Genomic DNA, 20720 nt, shown 5'->3' on the forward strand with positions numbered 1-20720 from the left:
GACATAGAGGCAGCCGACCGGCACAAAAGGGACCTTCGACACAGTGGCCGCGCCGCCTATCGTGTGCTCGTGACGGAAGTCACAGATGGGTGATAGCTTCGAAACGCCATCAGCACCAGCCCGACGGCCGGAGGGGACCCTCCCATGAGCCCGTTCACCGGCTCCGCCCCGCGCGCGGAGCGCTGGAAGCACCTGCGCCTGACGACGGACGACGGCGTGGCGACCGTCACGCTCGCCCGTCCCGAGAAGCTCAACGCGCTCACCTTCGGCGCCTACGCCGACCTGCGCGACCTCCTCGCGCAACTCTCCCGCGAACGCTCGGTGCGTGCCCTCGTGCTCGCCGGTGAGGGGCGCGGGTTCTGTTCCGGCGGCGACGTCGACGAGATCATCGGCGCCACGCTCGCGATGGACACCGCACAGCTCCTGGACTTCAACCGGATGACCGGACAGGTCGTACGGGCCCTGCGTGAGTGCCCCTTCCCCGTCGTCGCGGCCGTCCACGGAGTGGCCGCCGGGGCCGGGGCGGTCCTCGCGCTGGCCGCCGACTTCCGGATCGCCGCCCCCTCCGCGCGGTTCGCCTTCCTGTTCACCGCCGTCGGCCTGTCCGGCGGTGACATGGGTGCCGCCTACCTCCTGCCCCGGGTCGTCGGCCTCGGCCACGCCACCCGCATCCTGATGCTCGGCGAACCCGTCCGCGCACCCGAGGCCGAGCGCATCGGACTGATCAGCGAGCTGACCGGTGAGGGAGAGGCGGACGCCCGCGCGGCCGCCCTGGCCAGGCGGCTCGCCGACGGTCCCGCGCTCGCCCTCGCCCAGACGAAGGCACTGCTCACCGCCGAGCTCGACATGCCGCTCGCCGCAGCGGTGGAGATGGACGCGGCCACCCAGGCGCTCCTGATGAACAGCGAGGACTACGCCGAGTTCCACGCAGCCTTCACCGAGAAGCGGCCGCCGAAGTGGCGGGGCAGGTAGCGCGATGCCCTCCTCGGACACGCGGCGGATCGCGGTCATCGGCGGCGGGCCGGGCGGACTCTACGCCGCCGCACTCCTCAAGCGGCTGGACCCGGGCCGCGAGGTCACCGTATGGGAGCGCAACGCCCCCGACGACACCTTCGGCTTCGGCGTCGTCCTCTCCGACGAGACACTCGGCGGCATCGAGCACGCCGATCCCGTCGTGTACCAGGCGCTGAGCAGGGCCTTCGTGCGCTGGGACACCATCGACGTCGTCCACCGGGGCGTCACCCAGACCTCAGGCGGGCACGGGTTCGCCGCACTGGGCCGCCGCACCCTGCTGCGGATCCTGCACGAGCGCTGCGCGTCACTCGGCGTCCGTCTCCGCTTCCGGACCGAGGCACCGCCCGCCGCCGAGCTCGCCGCCGGCCACGACCTGGTCATCGCCGCCGACGGGGTGCACAGCGCCACCCGCCAGGCCCACGCCCGCCACTTCCGCCCCGTGGTCACCGGCCACCGCAACCGCTACATCTGGCTGGCCGCCGACTTCGCGCTCGACGCCTTCCGCTTCGAGATCGCCGAGACCCGGTACGGCGTGATGCAGTTGCACGCCTACCCCTTCTCCCGCCCGTCGCCCGGCCACCACTCCCGGACGACGCCGCAGCACGCGAGCGGCGCCTCCACCGTCATCGTCGAGATGCGCGAAGAGGTCTGGCGGGCGGCCGGACTCGACGTCTGCGACACGGCGCGGTCGGCCGGACTCTGCGCCGAGGTCTTCGCCCAAGCCCTCGGCGGCCGTCCGCTGCGCTCCAACAGGTCCTCCTGGCTCACCTTCACCACCGTGACCAACGCCCGCTGGTCGCACGGCAGGACCGTCCTGCTCGGCGACGCCGCGCACACCGCCCACTTCTCGATCGGCTCGGGCACCAAACTCGCCGTCGAGGACGCCCTCGCCCTGGCCGCCGCCATCGAGGAACAGCCCGATCTGCCCACCGCCCTCACCGTGTACGAGGCCGAACGCCGCCCCGTCGTCCTGTCGACCCAGCGCGCGGCCGCCGCCAGCCTGCGCTGGTTCGAGGAACTCCCGCACTACGTGGACCAGCCGCCCCGGCGGTTCGCCTTCAACCTCCTCACCCGCAGCCGCCGTGTCACCCATGACAACCTGCGCCTGCGCGACCCCGGCTTCACCGGGGCCGTCGAGGAGGAGTTCGGCTGCCCGCCGGGCACCCCGCCGATGTTCACCCCGCTGCGGCTGCGCGGCCTGGAACTCCGCAACCGAATCGTCGTCTCGCCCATGGACATGTACTCCGCCGTCGACGGGAGGCCCGGTGACTTCCACCTCGTGCACCTCGGGGCCCGTGCGCTCGGCGGCGCCGGACTCGTCATGACCGAGATGGTCTGCGTCAGCCCGGAGGGCCGCATCACCCCCGGCTGCACCGGACTGTGGACCGACGGACAGGCCGGGGAATGGGCCAGGATCACCGGCTTCGTCCACGACGCGGTCCCCGGTGCCGCGATCGGCGTCCAGCTGGGCCACTCCGGCCGCAAAGGATCGACCCGGCTGATGTGGGAGGGCATGGACCTACCCCTGGAGGAGGGAAACTGGCCGGTCAGCGCCGCGTCCCCCCTCCCGTACGCGCAAGGGGTCAACCAGATCCCGCGGGCCCTGGACAGAGCCGGCATGGACGTGGTCAGGGAGCAGTTCACCGAGGCCGCGCGGCGGGCCGCCCGCTCCGGATTCGACCTCCTCGAACTCCACTGCGCCCACGGCTATCTGCTCTCCGGCTTCCTCTCCCCGCTCACCAACGTGCGCACCGACGCCTACGGCGGGCCCCTGGAGAACCGGCTGCGCTTCCCCCTGGAGGTGTTCGACGCCGTCCGTGAGGTGTGGCCCGCGGACCGCCCCATGACCGTGCGGATCTCCGCCACGGACTGGGCACGGGGCGGCACGAGCGACGAGGACGCCCTAACGGTCGCCCGGGCCTTCGCCACCCACGGCGCGGACGCCATCGACGTCTCCACCGGCCAGGTCGTGTCCGGCGAACGCCCCGAGTACGGCCGCTCGTACCAGACCCCGTACGCCGACCGGATCCGCAACGCCCTGGAGGTACCCGTCATCGCCGTCGGCGCCATCTCGTCCTGGGACGACGTGAACTCACTGCTGCTCGCCGGCCGCGCAGACCTCTGCGCCCTCGCCCGCCCCCATCTCTACGACCCGCACTGGACTCTGCACGCGGCGGCCGAGCAGGGCTACGCGGGACCGGGCGTGTCCTGGCCGCTCCCGTACCGCGCGGGCAGCCGGACTCCGCCGACGGGCCGCACCGACGCTCCCAGGCCCCGGCTCACGCTGAACTGAGCGTCAGGCACTCGTGGCAGCGGCACGGGGTGGGATGGGGCGTGGCCCAGTGTGCGGTCCGGTACTCGAGGGCCAGCCGGCCGAGGCGGTGCGCCAGCTCCTCGGCGTCCTGACGCTCCGTCCACCAGCCGCCCACGCCCGCCTCCTCGCACAGCCGCAGCACGGTCGGGCTGTGGACCGGTACGGCCCGGAAGGTGTGCAGATTGCGCGTCGCCATGTCGATCGTGATGTACGTGCCCGTGTGGCGGCCGCGTCCGACGGTCGTCAACTGCTCGTGGCCCGTGCCCGGGTAGGTGTCGATCACGTACACCTTGGAGCCGCCCCGGTAGGACTTGGTGCCGGGCCGCAGTTCCTGGCCGCCCTCGCCGTAGCGCCGCCACCGCACGACGTTCGCGGCGACCAGCCACGGCTGGCGGGCCGGCGCCCCGCCGGCCGGGGCCGTCACCTGGGCTCCGCGGTGATCAGCAGGCGGTCGCCGACCGGCTCGTAACCGATGCGCCGGTACACGCCGTTGCTCGTCGGATTCGCGAGGTCAGTGAAGAGCAGCACCTCCCGGGCGCCCGCGTCCCGGGCCGCGCGGCTGACCTCCGCGGTCACCGCGGCCGCGTAGCCCCGGCCCCGGAGCCCCGGCGGCGTGTAGACGTTCGCCACCCGCACGGTGCCGGCGACCATGGGGGAGACGCCCGCCACCGAGACCGGTCCTCCGCCGGCCTCCCAGAGCGTCAGCCCGCCGTGCGCGGTGCGTTCGTCCACGATCCGCTCCGCCCGGTCACCCGGCTGTCCGGTCTCCGCACCGAAGGCGCGGATCCAGTCGACCAGCAGCGCCCGGTCGGCGGTGGTGGCGGTCCTGGGCCGGCCCGGGGGCGCGGGGGAGGGCGGCACCAGCGTGCCCAGCCGGTACAGCCGGTGCTCCTCGTCGACCCGGTGGCGGGGCCAGCGGGCGGCCAGGGCGCGTGCAGTTTCGCGGTCCGCGTTGACGCCTGGCAGCGGCAGGGCGTCGGCCAGCGGGCCGAGCGCCTCGGGTGGCACCGCGCCCAGGACGGGCGGGAACGGCGGTGTACGCACCAGGGCCCCGGTCACCTCGCCGCCCGCCCCGCGCCACCAGCCCAGCACCGGTGGCTCCGTGCCGTAGGCGTGCGGCCCGCTGTCCCGGAGTGTGGCCGTCACGGTCAGCAGCAGGGTGTTCTCGGCGGGACGGGCGGCCATGGTGGCTCCCGCCGCGTCGAGGAAGACGTCGACGTCGTCCGTGAAGGTCCAGGTCATGCCCTCATCCTGGACGGCCGCAGGGCCCCGGGGCATCCGTGTTCCGACGGGCGGACAGGGGCTCTCACCGGCGGACCGGCCCACGGCGACCCGGTCGCGAGCGGCGGACGGCCGGGTGGGCGGAGCCCGTGATCACTCCCGGGAGGCGGTGCCGCGCAGCAGGAAGCGCTGGAGCTTTCCCGTGGCGGTCCTCGGGAGCGCGGGCAGGAACTCGATGGAGCGCGGGCACTTGTGGGGCGCCAGCTCGGCCTTCATGTGGGCACGCAGGCCGTCGGCCGACGGCCGGGCGCCCTCGCGTGGCACGACGTACGCGGCGACGATCTGTCCGCGCAGTTCGTCGGTCAGCCCCACCACCGCGGCCTCGGCCACGTCGGGGTGGCGCAGGAGCGCCTCCTCGACCTCGGGCCCGGCGATGTTGTACCCGGCGGAGATGATCATGTCGTCGGCGCGGGCCACGTAGCGGAAGTAGCCGTCGGCCTCGCGGACGTAGGTGTCTCCGGTGATGTTCCATCCGTGGCGCACGTAGTCCCGCTGGCGGTCGTCGGCGAGGTAACGGCAGCCGACGGGACCGCGTACGGCCAGCAGGCCGGGTTCGCCGTCGGGCAGCTCCTCGCCCCCCTCGTCCACCACGCGCGCCTGCCAGCCGGGCACGGGGACGCCGGTGGTGCCGGGCCGGATCGCCCCGTCGGCGGCGGAGATGAAGATGTGCAGCAGCTCGGTGGCTCCGATGCCGTTGATGATGCGCAGACCCGTCCGCTCGTACCAGGCCCGCCAGGTGGCGGCGGGGAGGTTCTCCCCGGCCGAGACACAGCGGCGCAGCGCGGACAGGTCGTGTCCGTCGAGCGCGTCGAGCATGACGCGGTAGGCGGTCGGCGCGGTGAACAGGACGGAGACCCGGTGGGCGGCGAGGGCGGGCAACAGCTGCTTGGGTCCGGCCTGTTCCAGCAGGAGGGAGGAGGCGCCGGCCCGCATCGGGAAGATGACCAGCCCTCCGAGCCCGAAGGTGAAGCCGAGCGGCGGGCTGCCCGCGAAGACGTCGTCGGGGCCCGGCCGCAGGACATGGCGGGCGAACGTGTCGGCGACGGCCAGCACGTCCCGGTGGGCGTGCATGCAGCCTTTGGGCCGCCCGGTGGTGCCCGAGGTGAAGGCGATGAGCGCGATGTCGTCGGCGGCGGTGTCCACGGCCCGGCACGGGCCTCGCCGGGCCGCTGCGAGCTCCGTCAGATCACCGGGTCCCCCGCCCCCGTACGTCGTGACGCGCAGGCCGGGCACCCCGGCGGCCAGCAGGTCGTCGACCGACCTGACGTCGCACAGGGCGTGGCCGACGCGGGCGATGGAGCAGATGGTGGCCAGTTCCGACGCCCGCTGGCGGTCCAGCACCGTCACGGCGACCGCGCCTGCCTTCATCACCGCGAGCCAGCAGGCCGCGAGATACGGCGTGGTCGGCCCGCGCAGCAGTACGCGGTTGCCGGGGACGACGCCCAGGTCGTGGCTGAGCACCTGGGCGATGCGGTCCACCCGGTCCCGCAGCTCCCCGTAGCTCCAGACCTCGCCGTCGGCACTCCGGAAGGCGGGGCGGTCGGGGCCGAAGCGGTCGGCGGTGCGGTCCAGCAGCTCGTGACCGCAGTTCAGCCGGGCCGGATAGGCCAGTCCGGGGAGGTCGAAGACCAGCTCGGGCCGGTCTCCGGCGGGCGGGAGATGGTCGCGCGCGAAGGTGTCGGTGTGCGCGCTCGCGGTACCTGACGGCTTCATGAAGCTTCGCCCCCTTGTCGCCCTTGGAGCGTATCGTTTGAGTGACGGTAGTCAACGGTCCGCGATAAGTCGTGACAAGAGAGGCGCCGGTATGACGGCATTCTCCCTCGATCCCGGTCAAACCGCCTGGTGCGACGAGCTGTACGCCCTCGCCCGTGACGAGCTTCGCCCCCTCGCCGAGAAGGGCGAGCCCGGCCACGTCAACCGGCCGCTCGTCGCCGCGCTCGGCGGACTCGGACTGCTGGACCGTCTCCTCGGATCGGGCGCGCTCGACCTCTGCCTGTTGCGTGAATCCCTGGCGCGCGGCTGCACCGAGGCGGAGACCGCCCTGGCGCTCCAGGGGCTCGGAGCGGGTCCGGTCCGCCGGGCGGGCACCGAGGCGCAGCGCGCACGGTGGCTCCCCGAGGTGCGCGCGGGCCGGGCCGTCGCCGCCTTCGCGCTCAGTGAGCCGGGCGCGGGATCCGACGCGGCGGCGCTCGCCCTCGCGGCACGGCCCGCCCCGGAGGGACACGGCTGGCGGCTCACCGGCGAGAAGTGCTGGATCTCCAACGCGCCCGAGGCCGACTTCTACACCGTCTTCGCCCGGACGGGCGAGGGCGCCGGAGCCCGTGGCGTGACGGCGTTCCTCGTCCCCGCCGACCGGCCCGGGCTCACCGGGACGGCCCTGGACATGCTTTCCCCGCACCCCCTCGGAGCTCTGGACTTCGACGCCGTACCCGTCACCGCCGACGACGTGCTCGGGGAGCCCGGCCGGGGCTTCCGGGTCGCCATGGACACCCTGAACCTCTTCCGGCCCAGCGTCGGGGCGTTCGCCGTCGGCATGGCGCGCGCGGCCCTGGACGCCACCCTGGAACACACGGCGCAGCGCGCCGCCTTCGGGGGCCCGCTCAAGGACCTGCAGGCCGTCTCGCACCAGGTCGCGGAGATGGCCACCCGCACCGAGGCCGCCCGGCTCCTGGTGTACGCGGCCGCCGCCGCACACGACGCGGGGGAGCCGGGCGTGCCACGGCGGGCCGCCATGGCCAAGCTCTACGCGACCGAGACCGCCCAGTACGTCGTCGACGCGGCGGTGCAGCTGCACGGCGCCCGCGCTCTGCGCCGGGGGCACCTGCTCGAGCACCTCTACCGGGAGGTCCGTGCGCCCCGGATCTACGAGGGCGCCACCGAAGTGCAGCGCACCATCATCGCCAAGGAGCTGTACGCGACCCAGGAGACGCCCGCATGAACCCGATCACCCGGATCAATCCCGCCGAACTCGCCCCGCCCACCGGTTTCTCGCACGCCGTCACGGCCACCGGCGGCCGACTGGTCTTCCTCGCCGGTCAGACCGCGCTGGACGGCGACGGGAAGGTCGTGGGAGCCACACTGCCCGAGCAGTTCGAGACGGCCCTCGGGAATCTGCTGACCGCCCTGCGCGCGGCGGGCGGCGCCCCGGCGGCCCTCGCCAGGGTCACCGTGTACGCCACCGACGTGGCCGACTACCGCGCCCACGCCCCCGAACTGGGCGCCGTCTGGCGGAGGCTGGCCGGGCGGGAGTACCCGGCGATGGCCGTCGTCGGAGCGGTCAGGCTCTGGGACGAGCAGGCCATGGTCGAGATCGACGGGATCGCCGTGCTGGACTGAGACGGTGGGCACGAGGGGCGGTGCGGCAGGCCGCACCGCCCCTTCGCCGGCCTGTGGTGCGGGATCAGTAGGGCTGGACCAGCACGTGTGCGGCGCCGGGCATCCCGACCTTGAGGAGTTCGTCCTCCTCGGGCGTCGTCGGGCTGCCGGTCTCCTCCTTCAGGAGAGCGCGGGACAGGTTCTGCACGAACATCGCGCGGGGACGGCGGCGCTCCTCCCACGCGGCCAGAGCCGCCGCGACTCCGTCCTCCGCGTCGAGCGACCGGGCGAGGACCAGGGCGTCCTCCACCGCCATCGCCGCCCCCTGGGCGAGGTTGGGGGTGCTGGCGTGCGCGGCGTCACCGGCGATGACCACCCGGCCCACGTGCCAGGGCGCGTCGACCGTGACCTGCGAGATACGCGAGTACACGACGTCGGCCCCCGAGGTGACCGAGGTCAGCGCCTCGGCGACGGGCCCGCCGAACGCGGCGAGACGTTCCTTGAGCTCCTCGTGCGCCAGCTCCGGGTCAGGGCGGAAGCCGGGCTCCTCGGCGGTCACGGCGGCCAGATACATCAGCTCGTCCGTGATGGGGGTGAGGAGCGCCTTCGTCGACGACCGGCCGGCGCTGACCACGACACCCTGGACCTCGGGCAGGCGGGGCACGGTGACCCGCCAGTTGGCGAAGCCGGTGTACTCGGGGACGAAGCGGTCGCCGTGGAGCCGGGTCCGCAGCGGTGAGCCGATGCCGTCGAAGCCGACGACGAGGTCCCAGCGGGCGGAGGATCCGTCGGACAGCGTCACGCCGACCCCGGAACCGTCGTCGGTCATCTCCGCGATCGTCGTCCCGAAGCGGATCGGGACCCCGGCGGCCGCGGTGGCGTCGCCCAGCACCCGGGCCAGGGCGGGGCGCGGTATGCCGTGGCTGGCGGGGACGCCGTCCATGCGGGGCTGCGGGATCTTGGCGAGCGTGGTGCCGGCCGGGTCGCAGACGGTCAGCACCTCCCAGGGGAATCCGGCCGCCACGCACGCGTCGAGCACGCCGATCTCACGCATGACGTGCAGGGCGTTGGACGGCTGGATGATGCCGACGCCAAGGGCGTCCAGCTGGTCACGGAGCTCGACGACCTCGACCGTGTGCCCGCCGCGGGCGAGCGCGACGGCGAGGGTGAGCCCGCCGATCCCGCCGCCGTGCACGAGTACACGCAGGGGTGTTTCCATCTCAGGTCTCTCCAGGCGAGAAGAAGAAGGGGAAGGGAGGCGGGTCAGCCGACGGCCGCGGGCAGGCTCATCAGATGGTCGACCAGGGCGAGCAGCACGTCGCGGCCGAAGGACCGTGCCCGGACGTCTCCGATCAGCAGGGGGACATGCGGATCCAGGTCCAGGGCGGCACGGATCTCGTCCGGGGTGCGGGTGTTGTGCCCGTGGAAGCAGTTGATCGCCACCACGAAGGGGATGTCCCGGCTCTCGAAGAAGTCGATCGAGGCGAAACTCGTCTCGAGCCGGCGGGTGTCGGCGATCACGACTCCGCCGAGCGCGCCGTTGACCAGGTCGTTCCACATGAACCAGAAACGTTCCTGGCCAGGTGTGCCGAAGAGGTAGACCACCAGTTCCGGACTGACCGTGATGCGGCCGAAGTCCAGCGCCACGGTGGTGGTGTTCTTCTGCCCGACGCCGGCGAGGCTGTCGACACCGATGCTCGCCCGGGTGAGGTATTCCTCGGTACGCAGGGGCGCCACCTCGCTGACGGCGCCCACCAGAGTGGTCTTTCCCACGCCGAAGCCACCGGCTATGAGGATCTTGACGGCGGAAGGCGCCGTCTGACTGGTTGTCATATCGGTTCAGAGTCTCCGGAGTCCGTCACGTACGGCGGCGAGCAGGCCCATGCCGGCGCCGCCCGACGCCCGCGCCACCGTCAGGGGGGCGCGGGCCAGCAGCAGGCCTTGGGCGACCAGGTCGGCCAGCAGGATCTTGGTCACCGAGACCGGCAGGTCGAGCCCGGCGGAGACCTCGGCGACCGCGGCCGGCCGGCGGCAGCGCTCCAGGATCATCCGGTGCTCCGGCTGGAGCCGGCCCGCCCGCAGGGGGGCACCGTGCTCGTCCACCGGCTGTTCGGCCGTGGTGAGCACGGTGATGAGGCTGAAGTCGTCCCGCTCGGGAGCGGTCCGGCCGCGGGTGATCGTGTACGGGCGCACCATCGTGCCCGCACCGTCCTCCTCGGTCTCCTCCTCGTCCCAGTAGGAGGTCACACCCGCTGCCCGTCCCCGGTACCGAAGGCGTCGAAGTCGCCGCGGGCCGGTGCGGTGAGCTTCTGGCCGACCTGCTGGACGAGGTTGTGCATCGCCAGGGACATGACTTCGGCGTCGACCTCCTGGGAGGCGATGACGGCCAGGTGGGTGCCCTGGCCTGCGGCGATGATGAAGAGCCAGAGGTCTGCCAGTTCGACGATCACCTGGTGGACCGATCCACCGTCGAAGAGCTGGCCAACCCCGCGCGCGAGGCTCTGCTGGCCGGTGCAGATCGCGGCGAGCCGCTCGGCGTCGGCGCGTTCGATGGTGCGCGAGTGGCTCACCACCAGCCCGTCGTCGGACAGCAGCACGGCGTTCAGCGTCTCGGCGACCGAGTCCACCAGACCGTCGAGCAGCCAGTCCAGATCCTGGAGGGTGGCCGTTGTGCGTGTCATGACCGTTCTTCTCTCGTAGGGGAGGGTGCGGAGGAGGCGGGGCCCGGCGGCTCCTCGGCCGCACGCGCCGCGCGTGAGCGCCGCTGGAATGCCCCGATCGCCGCACCGGCCCGCCGGGGGACGGGGCGCAGCAGCGGGTTCTCGTCCCAGCTCGGGGGCTTGGGTGCCGCCGTGCCGGCGGCCGGGTTCACCCGTAGCTCGTCCACCAGGCTGGCCTGGCGTACACGGCGGGGGAGCGGGGGCTCCCCGCCGGCGGGCGGGGCGGCCGGCTGCTCCGCCACGGGGAGGTCCGGGCCGGGATGGGAGGGCACACCGTAGGCGTGCGTGCCAGTGGTGCCGCCCTCCGCCGGGTACGGCTGCGGGTAGGCCGGTTCCGGTGCCGTGTACGTGTCATCGGCCGGCTCGGCGTAGGCGTGTCCTGGCACCGGGTACTGGCCCGCGGCCGTCATGTAGGGCTGTTCCTGGCCGGCGTAGGACTGACCGCTCCCGGAGTACGGCTGCTCGGATCCGGCGTACCGGCCGTCGTCGTACGGCTGCTCGGATCCGGCGTACCGGCCGTCGTCGTACGGCTGCTCGGATGCGAGGTACGGGCCGTCGCCGTACGGCTGTCCGTCGCCCTGGTACGCGGCGTCGCCGGTGGAGTACGGCTGGTCCGCGTCGGGGTAGGGAGTGTCGTCGGGCGGGAAGGGCTGTCCGTCCGCCGGGAAGGGCCGGCCGGGCACGGGGAACGGGTCGCCGGAGCCGGAGTAGGGCTGCTCGGCGGCGGACCGTTCCTCGCCGGCGGGCGCCGGCCTGGCGGTGTGGTCGGCCAGGGCCGTGACCCCCGCCATCGCCCGCCCCTGGACCCGGGTCGGCAGAGCGCCCGCAGGGGCGGGTGCGGCTGCCGGCTCCACCGCCGGGGGCGGCGCGGCCGACGGTACGCCGACCGGGCCGGTGCCGGGCTCGGGGACGGTCAGCTCGTCCGGGACCAGGACGACCACCCTGGTGCCACCGAAGGCGGAGGGCCGGAACTCGACCCTCAGACCGTGCTGGTCGGCGAGGCGCGAGATCACGTAGAGGCCGAGCCGGATGTCCTCCGAGTGGGCCAGCACGTCCATCCGGGGCGGACGGCTCATCAGTTCGTTGGCCTCGGTGAGCTGTTCCTCGTCCATGCCCAGGCCTCGGTCCTCGACCTCGATGGCCAGGCCCCGGCTCACCTTCGCCGCGCGCACCTCGACCGGGCTGGGCGGCCGGGAGAACGTCAGCGCGTTCTCGATCAGCTCCGCCAGGACGTGGGAGACCGGACCGACGGCCCGCTCGGCCAGCCACGGAGCGCCGTCGAGGTCCAGCACCACCCGGCGGTAGTCCTGCACCTCGCCCTGGGCGGAACGCATGACGTCCAGCAGGGGCACCGGCTTGCGCCAGCGCCGGTGCGGTGAGCCGCCCGCGAGGATCACCAGGTTCTCCTCGTAACGGCGCAGACGTGCCGTCAGGTGGTCGAGGTCGAAGAGGCCGTCGAGCACCTCGGGGTCCTCGTGCCTGCGCTCCAGCTCGTCCAGCTTCTTGAGCTGCTGGCCGATCAGCTGCTGCGTACGGCGCGCGATGCGCTGCAGCAGCCGTTCGAAGCCCCGGTGCTGGTCGGCCTGTCTGACGGCGGCCTGCAAAGCGCTGGCACGGGCCTGGTTGAGCGCGCCGCCGAGCCGGGTGAGCTCGTCACCGCCCTCGCCGTCGGTGTCGATCGCGCGGGCCTCGGCCTCCGGATCGATCTTCTCCCCCCGCGCCAGCCGTTCGATGACGTCCGGCAGCGCCTTCTCGAGCTCCTCGGCCCGTTCCTGGAGCCCGGAGACGCGTTGCCGCAGGTTGCGGGTGAGGCGCCAGGTGGTCCAGACGACCGCGACGACCGCGAGCAGTCCGATCACCGAGGTGAGGACCATTCTGAGGAGCAGGGACATGACCGTGTCCTTGCCTGTCACCACGACCGCGTCGGTGCGCTTCTCCAGCAGCGCCACCAACTGCGGGGTCACACCGTCCATGGCCTCGCGCCAGGTCTTCTCCTCGGCCTTCAGCTCGACGAAGCCGGACCGGTCCGCGGCGGCGGGGCGCAGGATCTGCTTCTCGACCTCCGTCTTGGCCTTCCAGGCGGAGCTCTCGGTCAGCTCTCTCCACTGCTCCTGCTCGTCCTCGGGCAGGTGCGGAATCACCTTCGTGCCGGTCTGGAAGGCCTGGCCGGAGACGGCGTCCCTGACCTCCCGCAGCTCGTCGGTGCTGAGCTTGCCGGTGGGCCAGCCACGGGCGAGGATCGCGTCCGAGCGGGAGATCATCTCCTTGGCCCAGAAGAGGTCCACCAGAGGCTGGCCCAGGGTGGTCACCTCGCCGTTGTCCACACGGCTGAGAGCCGAGAACAGCTCGAGGTCCACGGCGATCAGGTCGGTGTAGTAGCCGTAGACGACAGCCTGCTGGTCGCTGTCACCCTCGTCGACGAGAGTGCGCTGGGCGGGCAGCCGGCTGATCGCCTCCCGGGCCCTGCCGACGGCGTTCCGCACCTCTTCGGGCGCGTCGTCCGCGCTCACGTCCGAGAGGGACTCGAAGGCCGTGATGGCCTCGTCGGTGCGCGTGCGCTGCTGCTTCAGCGCCGTACCGGAGTCACCGGGCCGGGCGAGCGCCTCCGCGCTGAGCCGGCGCTCCTCCTGCAGGTTGTAGTACACGATGTTGGACGGTTGGCCCGCTTGCTCGGCCAAGAGTCCCTGGGCTGCCTGGCGTTGGAAGTCCAGGAGTGTCTGTCCACTGGTGACGGCCCACAGGGCCGCCAGTGCGACTCCGGGGACGATCGCCAGTACGAGAAGGGCCGTCCGCAACGACATGGGTGCCGAGTCGGTCCGCCGTGACGCGCGCGTGCGCAGGGGATTCTCCTTGACGATGATGCCAGCCGGTGACTGGTCAAATACGTTGAGAACTTGGACACATGGATATTAGTCACAGTGCAAAAAAGAAGAAAAAGTGGCCTCACATGAACCACACGAGGTGCACACGGCGTGCACGCAAGCCTGCCGAAGTGTCGGGGATGCCTGTCATGCCCAGGTAGCGGCGGGCACGCTCCGGAGTGAGGCTGAAAGGGCACGCGCATCTGCCGCGGTGGGCCAGGAGGTGACGAGGATGCCGGGCGGTCCGCCTCCGCACCCCGTGCAGAGGTCACCCGAGGGGGACGGTTTCGCCGTGTGTCCCGACGCGCACGGCGGTCGTCCGCGCGTCGCCCCGGGCCCCCACGGGATGCCCGACGAGATGCCCGACGAACCGCTCCATCTCTCCCTCGACGCCGACCGGGTGCTGGGCGGGGAAGGGGGCCGCGCGACGGCCGTGCCGGAAAAGCCCCATGTCATGCCGTGTGCCGCAGGGCGGACAGGGCAGACGCCGTTCTGTGACCACAGCGGGGCAGGAGCCGTCCATCACCGGCGCGGAACGGAAGCAGCGGACGGGCCGCCGCGCGGCGCGCCGGACGGGTGAACCAGGCCGGGGGATATATCTGTATTCGGTGCCCTTTGTTCCGGATCGCCCGTCGTGATCGCCCTCGTCCTCTGCCATTTCGCACTGGCCGCGTGCGCGGCGCCGCTGGTGCGGCGATCGGGCCGGTACGCGTTCGTCGTGCTCGCGCTCCCCCCGGCGGCCACCACCGTGTGGGCGGTCACCGAGTGGAACGGCACCGAGGCCGGCCGCGCACTCACCTGGTCCTGGGAGTGGATCGGCACGTACGACGTGTCGGTCGCCCTCCGCCTGGACGCGCTCTCCGAGCTGATGGTGCTGCTGGCGGCAGGCGTCGGCATGCTCGTCCTGCTGTACTGCGCCTCCTACTTCACCGATCGTTCACCGCAACTGGCCCCCTTCGCGGGGAACCTGCTCGCGTTCGCCGGCGCCATGCTCGGACTCGTCCTCGCGGACGACCTGATCTCCCTGTACGTCTTCTGGGAACTCACCACCGTCTTCTCCTACCTCCTGATCGGGCACGGCAGCCAGCAGAAGAAGAACCGCCGCTCCGCCCTCCAGGCCCTGACGGTCACCACACTCGGCGGCCTCGCCATGCTCGTCGGCTTCCTGATCCTCGGTGAGGCCGCCGGCACCTACCGGATCTCCGCGATCGTCGCCGATCCGCCCGAGACGACCCTCGCCGTCTCCGTGGGCGTCGTCCTCGTCCTGTGCGGGGCCCTGTCCAAGTCGGCGATCTGGCCGTTCAGCCTCTGGCTGCCGAACGCCATGGCCGCACCGACCCCCGTCAGCGCCTACCTGCACGCCGCGGCCATGGTGAAGGCCGGCGTCTACCTGGTGGCGCGCCTCGCACCCGCCTTCGCCGACGTGCCCGCCTGGCGGCCCGCCGTCCTCGTCCTGGGGGGAGCGACCATGCTCCTCGGAGGCTGGCGCGCCCTGCGCCTGAACGACCTGAAGCTCGTCCTCGCCTACGGCACCGTCAGCCAGCTCGGCTTCCTCATCGTGCTGGCAGGAGCGGGCAACCGCAACGCCGCGCTCGCCGCCGTCGCGATGATCCTGGCGCACGCCCTGTTCAAGGCCGCGCTGTTCCTCCTCACCGGCATCGTGGACCACGCGGCCGGCACCCGCGATCTGCGCCGGCTCTCCGGCCTCGGCCGCACCATGCCGTACGTCTGCGCGGTCACGGTGCTCGCCGCCGCCTCCATGGCCGCCCTGCCGCCGTTCCTCGGATTCGCGGCCAAGGAAGCCGCCTTCGACGCCTTGCTGCACGGGGACACCGCCGACCGCTGGGTCCTGGCCGTCACCGTCGTCGGCTCGGTGCTGACCGTGGCGTACACCCTCCGCTTCCTCTGGGGGGCGTTCGCCCGCAAGCCCGGCCTCGCCGACACCCCGGTCCGGCGCGTCGGCGCGGCGCTCCTGGCCCCACCCGCCGTCATGGCCGTCGCCGGCCTGGTCCTCGGCCCCGGCGTCGGATGGACGGACCGTCTGTTCGCCGCCTACGCCGACGCCTTCCCCGCCCCCGCCCACCCCTACCACCTCGCCCTCTGGCACGGCTTCAACGTGGTCCTGCTGCTGTCCGCCCTGACGTGGGCGGGTGGCGCGGTGCTCTTCGCGGGCCGTACGGCGGTCGTCCGGGTCTCCCGGCGCGTCGCCTGGCCGACCGCGGACAGTGTCTTCGGACACCTCCTTCTCGGCCTGGAACGACTGGCCCTGCAGGTCACCGGCTTCGTCCAGCGCGGCTCCCTCTCCGGATACCTGGCCATCACCCTGACGGTGCTGCTGGCCGGGCAGCTGGCGGTCCTGATCACGGACCGGCCGTGGGAAGGAGCGGTCGCCCCCCGCGTGTGGGACGCTCCGCTCCAGGGGGCGGTGGCCCTGCTCACCTGCGCGGCCGCACTCTCCTGCCTGACCGTCAGCCGCCGGATGAAGGCCGTCGTCCTGGCGGGCCTGACCGGCTACGGGGCCGCACTGCTCTTCGTCGTACAGGGCGCGCCCGACCTGGCACTCACCCAGTTCTGCGTCGAGACCGTGTCGATGATCGTGTTCGTGCTCGTCCTGCGCCGGCTGCCTGTGCGCTTCGAGGAGTCCATCGGCACCTGGCGGCGGGCGCTGCGGATCCCGGTCGCCCTGGCCGCCGCCGCGACCGTCGGCGTGGCCGTCTGGGTGGCGGGCGCCGCGCGTGTCGCCGAGCCCGCGGGCGCGGCGATGGTCGAGGAGGTCGCCCATCACGGCCTCAAGGACGTCGTGGCCACCATCCTGGTCGATCTGCGGGCATGGGACACGATGGGGGAGTCCGCCGTGCTGGCTGCGGCGGCGATCGGGGTGACCAGTCTGATCTACCTCCACCGTCGTGGCGAGGCGTCCATGAACCGGGAGGAGCTGCAGGGAGAGACCGCCTGGGCGCTGTCGGGACGACGGCTGACCGGTCTCCCGCAGGGTGACGACACCGCGCCCGAACGCAGCTGGCTGGCCGCCGGATCCACCCTCGCGCCCGAACACCGCTCGATCGTCTTCGAAGTCGTGGCCCGGCTGCTCTTCCACCCCATCCTGGTGCTCTCCCTCTACCTCCTGTTCTGCGCGGAGAACATGCCGGGGGGCGGCTTCGTGGCCGGCCTCGTGGCAGGGCTGGCGCTCATCACCCGGTACCTGGCGGGCGGCAGGTTCGAGCTCGCCGAGGCCGCGCCGCTCCAGCCCGGACTCTTCACCGGACTCGGACTGTTCGTGTCCACCGCGGTCGCCCTGGGCGGCCTCGCGGAAGGGACGGTGCTGCACGCCTGGACCTATCACGGGCACCTGCCCGTCTTCGGTGACTACCACCTGAGCACCTCGGTGCTCTTCGACTTCGGTGTCTACCTGCTGGTCCTCGGCGTGGTCCTGGACATCGTGAGGGCACTGGGGGCCAAGATCGACCGGCAGATCGAACGGGCGGCGGGCGCGCTCGCCCCCGCCACGGACTCCGGGACGGGGGAGCCCCGCCGATGACCATGAGCGTCTCGCTCCTCGTCACGGCCGTCGTCCTGTGCGCGGTCGGCGGCATCCTCATGCTCACCCGGCCGCTCACCCGCATCCTGCTCGGCGCGGTGATCGCGGGCAACGGCATCAACCTGCTGGTCCTCGCCTCGACCGGCTCGGCAGGCGCGGCACCCCTGCTCTACGGGGTACCGCTGCGACGGATCACCGACCCGCTGCCCCAGGCCATCGCCCTCACCGCCATCGTCATCACCCTCGCCACCACGGCCTTCCTGCTCGCCATGGCCTACCGCAGCTACCAGCTGACGGGCACCGACGAGGTCCATGACGACCTGGAGGACCGGCGCATCTTCCTGCGCGCCGAGGTGATGGGGCAGCGGGCCGAACTGCGTGAGGAGTACCGGGCGGAACCCGCCCGCAGCCCCAAGGACCGGGCCCGCTACCGGCAGGAGCACCGCCGGCTCCGTGCCCGGCTCCGTGCCGACCGCGCGCTGCAGGCCCGGGGCCGTGACGCCAGTGGCGATCTGTGGCACGACGTGCTGGGAGCCGACCCCGAGGACTACCTGAACGACACGGACGACGACCGAGGAGCCGCCCGATGAACGCGCTCGTCCCGCTGCCGGTCCTGCTGCCGCTCTGCGCCACCGGACTCAGCCTCGCCTTCGGAACCCGGCTCGCACGCTTCCAGCGCTTCATCAGCGTGGCCGTGCTCAGCGCCGTCCTCTGCCTGTCGGTGACCCTGATGATCGCCGCCGACCGGCAGGGCCCCCTCTCCGTCCACCTCGGCGACTTCGCCCCGCCGCTCGGCATCACGCTGGTCGCGGACCGGCTGGCCGGGCTGATGCTGACCGTCTCCTCGGCGGTCACCCTCTGCGTCCTGGTCTACTCACTCGGCCAGGGCATGGCCGACCGGGACAAGGAGACGCCCGTCGCCGTCTTCCACCCCGCCTACCTCATCCTGGTCGCGGGGGTCTCCCTCACCTTCATCGCGGGCGACCTCGTCAATCTGTACGTCGGCTTCGAGATCATGCTGGTCGCCAGCTTCGTCCTGCTCACGCTCGGAGGTACCGGCCCCCGGATCCGGGCCGGCTCCACCTATGTGATCATCTCGCTGTTCTCCTCGATGCTGTTCCTGACGGCGATCGCCATGACCTACTCCGCCACCGGCACGGCCAACTTCGCCCAGCTGGCCGTCCGGCTGCCCGACCTCCCCCTCGGTGTGCAGACCCTGGTGCAGGCCATGCTGCTCACCGTCTTCGCCGTCAAGGCAGCGGTGTTCCCCCTGGCCGCCTGGCTCCCCGACTCCTACCCGACCGCGCCCGCCCCCGTCACCGCCGTCTTCGCCGGCCTGCTGACGAAGGTCGGCATCTACTGCATGCTGCGGGTCGAGACGCTCTTCTTCCCCGGCAACCGGCTCGGCGACCTGCTGATGGCCCTCGCCCTCGCCTCGATGACCGTGGGCATTCTCGGGGCGGTCGCCCAGACGGACCTGAAGCGGCTCTTCTCCTTCACCCTCATCAGCCACATCGGCTACATGGTCTTCGGGATCGGCCTCGCCACCCGCGAGGCGTACGGCGGCGCGATCTTCTACGTCGCCCACCACATCACCGTCCAGACCACCCTCTTCCTCGTGGCCGGGCTCATCGAACGCCGGGGCGGCACCAACGAGCTCACCCGCCTCGGCGGGCTGGCCAGGGCGGCCCCCCTGCTCGCGGTCCTCTTCTTCGTCCCCGCGATGAACTTCGCCGGGATCCCGCCGCTCTCCGGGTTCATCGGGAAGCTCGGACTCATGCGCGCGGGTGTCGCCGACGGCGGTGTGTGGGCCTGGATCCTCGTCGCGGGCGCCACCGTCACGAGCCTGCTCACCCTGTACGTGATGGCCAAGATCTGGAACCTGGCCTTCTGGCGCACCGCGCCCCCGGGACAGGCCGCGTACGGCACCGTCCTCGAGGCCGCCGACGACAGCGACGACGACGATGCCGACACCGGCCCCGACCGGATCCCCGGCACGGGCGACGAAGGCGTGAGGCCGCCGCGGGCGCCCGCGGGGCAGGCCGTGGCCGCCACCCTGCAGGGCAGGACCGTCACCACCACGGTCCGCCCGCCCGTGGCCATGGCCGCCGCGACGGCGGGCGCCGTCGTGCTCGGCCTGGCCTTCACCGTCCTGGCCGGTCCGCTGACGGCCTTCACCGACCGCGCGGCAGCCGAACTCATCGAACGCCGGCCCTATGTGGAGGAGGTGCTCGGCCGGTGAGGCGCCTGATCACCCTGTCGTACCGCAACCCCGACCTGCCCCCGTTCAGTGTCGAGTTCGCCGGCCGCCGGCGCCGCGTACTCGACCTTCCGCTGATCGCCTGGCTCACCCTGATCTGGGTCCTGCTGTGGTCCACCCTGACCTGGGCCAACGTCATCACCGGTGTCGTCGTCGCGGTGTCCGTCTGTCTGGCGTTCCCGCTGCCGCAGGTCGACATGGGACTGCGGCTGCACCCCTGGGGCATCGTCCGGCTCGCCGGCTACCTGCTCTACGACATGTACACCTCGGGCGTGAAGGTCACACGGCAGATCTTCGCCGACCGGCCGCACCGGCCGGCCGTCATCGGCGTACGACTGCGCTGCCGCAGCGACCTGATGCTCGCCGCGACGGCCGTCACCGTCTCGAACGTGCCGGGCGGCTCCGTCATCGAGGTGCGCAGGGCCACGGCGACGCTCTTCCTGCACGTCCTGGACGCGGACCGGCCGGAGGAGCTGGAGGCCGCCCGGCGCACCGTCTGGAAGCTGGAGGAGCTGACGGTGCGGGCCTTCGGGACCCGGGACGAGATCGGCCGGGTCTCCGAGCCACCACCTGCGCCCGACTCCGACTCCGACTCCGGCACAGGGCAGGAGGGGACATGAGTGGTCCCGAGACCGTCGACCGGGTGCTGATCAGCGCCGCCGTCGTGTTCGTCGTCGTCGCGGGTGCGCTGCTGCTCTTCCGGATCAGCCGTGGGCCCTCGATGCTGGACCGGGCCATCGCGCTCGACGTCTTCGCCGCCGTCGTCATCGCCGGCCTCGGCGCCAAGTCCGCCTTCGCCCGGGACTCGTTCTACTTCCCGATCATGCTGGTGCTCGCGTTCCTCGGCTTCACCGGGTCGGTGGGCATCGCCCGCTTCATCGCCGTGCGGGACAAGCCTCTGTCACGCGGGAAGCCCGCCCGCAAGGAGGGACGGACATGAGTGCCTGGCTCCAGGTCCTGGACACGGCAGGAGCGGTCCTCGTCTTCTTCGGCGCGGCGATCTGCCTGCTCGGGGTGGTCGGCATGGTGAAGCTGCCCGACGTCCTGTCGCGCAGCCACGCCGCGACGAAGCCGCAGACCCTGGGGCTGCTGCTGGTGCTGGCCGGGGTCGCCCTGAGACTGCGCGGCGGCATGGATCTCGCGACCCTGGCCCTCATCGGCTTCTTCCAGCTGATGACAGGTCCGGTGGCTGCCCATCTGGTGGCGCGGTCGGCGTACCGGACGGGGCAGATCGAGCGCGGTGAGCTGCTCTTCGACGACCTGGACGCTCAGCTCACCGAACCGGGACCGGAGCCGGACTCGGACGCGGAGCCGGACTCGGAGCCCGGTGCGGGGACGGAACCCGGTGAGGGCTCCGGCCGGAACCGATGACCGTCGGCCCGCCAGCCGCCCCGGACCGGGGACTCGCCCCCCGCCG

At 72.5% G+C, this 20720-nt stretch carries 19 protein-coding genes; 10 read left to right on the forward strand and 9 right to left on the reverse strand.

The annotated features are described in order from the left end of the window. Positions 1–144 precede the first annotated feature (144 nt). Both ACHFIV_RS07930 and ACHFIV_RS07935 read left to right on the forward strand, forming a co-directional pair. The gene (locus ACHFIV_RS07930; RefSeq protein WP_398965022.1) at positions 145–972 is read left to right on the forward strand and encodes an enoyl-CoA hydratase family protein; all 828 of its coding nucleotides are present in this window, start codon (positions 145–147) and stop codon (positions 970–972) included. Between the two features lie 4 nt (positions 973–976). Continuing rightward, positions 977–3307, forward strand: a complete 2331-nt coding sequence (locus ACHFIV_RS07935; RefSeq protein WP_398965023.1) for a bifunctional salicylyl-CoA 5-hydroxylase/oxidoreductase — start codon at positions 977–979, stop codon at positions 3305–3307. Here ACHFIV_RS07935 and ACHFIV_RS07940 read toward each other — a convergent pair. The 3 genes from ACHFIV_RS07940 to ACHFIV_RS07950 form a co-directional block, all read right to left on the reverse strand. Continuing rightward, complete coding sequence (locus ACHFIV_RS07940) at positions 3294–3752, reverse strand: hypothetical protein (protein ID WP_398965025.1); 459 nt, start codon at positions 3750–3752, stop codon at positions 3294–3296. The two genes, ACHFIV_RS07935 and ACHFIV_RS07940, sit on opposite strands and share 14 nt — an antisense overlap. After that, complete coding sequence (locus ACHFIV_RS07945) at positions 3749–4570, reverse strand: GNAT family N-acetyltransferase (RefSeq protein ID WP_398965027.1); 822 nt, start codon at positions 4568–4570, stop codon at positions 3749–3751. The genes ACHFIV_RS07940 and ACHFIV_RS07945 overlap by 4 nt, the downstream gene beginning before the upstream one ends. Before the next feature lie 132 nt (positions 4571–4702). Then, the gene (locus tag ACHFIV_RS07950) at positions 4703–6322 is read right to left on the reverse strand and encodes an AMP-binding protein (protein ID WP_398965029.1); all 1620 of its coding nucleotides are present in this window, start codon (positions 6320–6322) and stop codon (positions 4703–4705) included. Positions 6323–6413: 91 nt separating this feature from the next. On the opposite strand from ACHFIV_RS07950, the gene ACHFIV_RS07955 reads away from it, so the two are divergent. Together ACHFIV_RS07955 and ACHFIV_RS07960 are read left to right on the forward strand one after the other, a co-directional pair. Continuing rightward, positions 6414–7547, forward strand: a complete 1134-nt coding sequence (locus tag ACHFIV_RS07955) for an acyl-CoA dehydrogenase family protein (protein WP_398965031.1) — start codon at positions 6414–6416, stop codon at positions 7545–7547. Further along, a complete protein-coding gene (locus ACHFIV_RS07960; protein ID WP_398965032.1) occupies positions 7544–7945 on the forward strand; it encodes a RidA family protein in 402 nt (133 codons plus the stop codon). The genes ACHFIV_RS07955 and ACHFIV_RS07960 overlap by 4 nt, the downstream gene beginning before the upstream one ends. A gap of 64 nt (positions 7946–8009) precedes the next feature. On the opposite strand, the gene ACHFIV_RS07965 is transcribed toward ACHFIV_RS07960, so the two are convergent. The 6 genes from ACHFIV_RS07965 to ACHFIV_RS07990 form a co-directional block, all read right to left on the reverse strand. Further along, the gene (locus ACHFIV_RS07965; protein ID WP_398965034.1) at positions 8010–9143 is read right to left on the reverse strand and encodes an FAD-dependent monooxygenase; all 1134 of its coding nucleotides are present in this window, start codon (positions 9141–9143) and stop codon (positions 8010–8012) included. A 44-nt stretch (positions 9144–9187) separates the two neighbouring features. Continuing rightward, on the reverse strand, positions 9188–9757 hold the full coding sequence (locus ACHFIV_RS07970; protein WP_398965036.1) for a GTP-binding protein: 570 nt from the start codon (positions 9755–9757) through the stop codon (positions 9188–9190). A gap of 6 nt (positions 9758–9763) precedes the next feature. After that, on the reverse strand, positions 9764–10171 hold the full coding sequence (locus ACHFIV_RS07975; RefSeq protein ID WP_398965038.1) for a DUF742 domain-containing protein: 408 nt from the start codon (positions 10169–10171) through the stop codon (positions 9764–9766). Next, on the reverse strand, positions 10168–10605 hold the full coding sequence (locus tag ACHFIV_RS07980) for a roadblock/LC7 domain-containing protein (protein WP_398965040.1): 438 nt from the start codon (positions 10603–10605) through the stop codon (positions 10168–10170). Before ACHFIV_RS07980 ends, ACHFIV_RS07975 begins: the two co-directional genes overlap by 4 nt. Further along, positions 10602–13445, reverse strand: coding sequence for a nitrate- and nitrite sensing domain-containing protein (locus ACHFIV_RS07985; protein WP_398965041.1), 2844 nt, complete (start codon positions 13443–13445; stop codon positions 10602–10604). Before ACHFIV_RS07985 ends, ACHFIV_RS07980 begins: the two co-directional genes overlap by 4 nt. 328 nt (positions 13446–13773) lie before the next feature. Next, positions 13774–13956, reverse strand: coding sequence for a hypothetical protein (locus ACHFIV_RS07990; protein WP_398965043.1), 183 nt, complete (start codon positions 13954–13956; stop codon positions 13774–13776). A 183-nt stretch (positions 13957–14139) separates the two neighbouring features. Between ACHFIV_RS07990 and ACHFIV_RS07995 the strand changes: the two genes are divergently transcribed. From ACHFIV_RS07995 to mnhG, 6 genes are read left to right on the forward strand one after another with little or no spacing between them, the layout of a single operon-like run. Next, the gene (locus tag ACHFIV_RS07995) at positions 14140–17043 is read left to right on the forward strand and encodes a Na+/H+ antiporter subunit A (protein WP_398965045.1); all 2904 of its coding nucleotides are present in this window, start codon (positions 14140–14142) and stop codon (positions 17041–17043) included. Continuing rightward, positions 17040–17633 (forward strand): Na(+)/H(+) antiporter subunit C, encoded by a 594-nt coding sequence (locus ACHFIV_RS08000; protein ID WP_398965047.1) that lies wholly within the window; start codon positions 17040–17042, stop codon positions 17631–17633. The genes ACHFIV_RS07995 and ACHFIV_RS08000 overlap by 4 nt, the downstream gene beginning before the upstream one ends. Beyond that, entirely contained in the window at positions 17630–19285 is a 1656-nt protein-coding gene (locus tag ACHFIV_RS08005) for a Na+/H+ antiporter subunit D (protein WP_398965049.1), read from the forward strand. Before ACHFIV_RS08000 ends, ACHFIV_RS08005 begins: the two co-directional genes overlap by 4 nt. After that, positions 19282–19923 carry a Na+/H+ antiporter subunit E gene (locus ACHFIV_RS08010; RefSeq protein WP_398965051.1) on the forward strand — a complete coding sequence of 214 codons (642 nt, stop codon included), beginning with the start codon at positions 19282–19284 and terminating at the stop codon, positions 19921–19923. The genes ACHFIV_RS08005 and ACHFIV_RS08010 overlap by 4 nt, the downstream gene beginning before the upstream one ends. Next, positions 19920–20243: a monovalent cation/H+ antiporter complex subunit F gene (locus ACHFIV_RS08015; RefSeq protein WP_398965053.1), complete on the forward strand. Its 324-nt coding sequence runs from the start codon at positions 19920–19922 to the stop codon at positions 20241–20243. Before ACHFIV_RS08010 ends, ACHFIV_RS08015 begins: the two co-directional genes overlap by 4 nt. Continuing rightward, complete coding sequence (mnhG, locus tag ACHFIV_RS08020) at positions 20240–20674, forward strand: monovalent cation/H(+) antiporter subunit G (protein WP_398965055.1); 435 nt, start codon at positions 20240–20242, stop codon at positions 20672–20674. Before ACHFIV_RS08015 ends, mnhG begins: the two co-directional genes overlap by 4 nt. The last annotated feature ends 46 nt before the right edge of the window (positions 20675–20720 follow it).

Source organism: Streptomyces sp. ALB3 (genome assembly GCF_044385685.1).
In the GTDB taxonomy this organism is placed as follows: Bacteria; Actinomycetota; Actinomycetes; order Streptomycetales; family Streptomycetaceae; genus Streptomyces.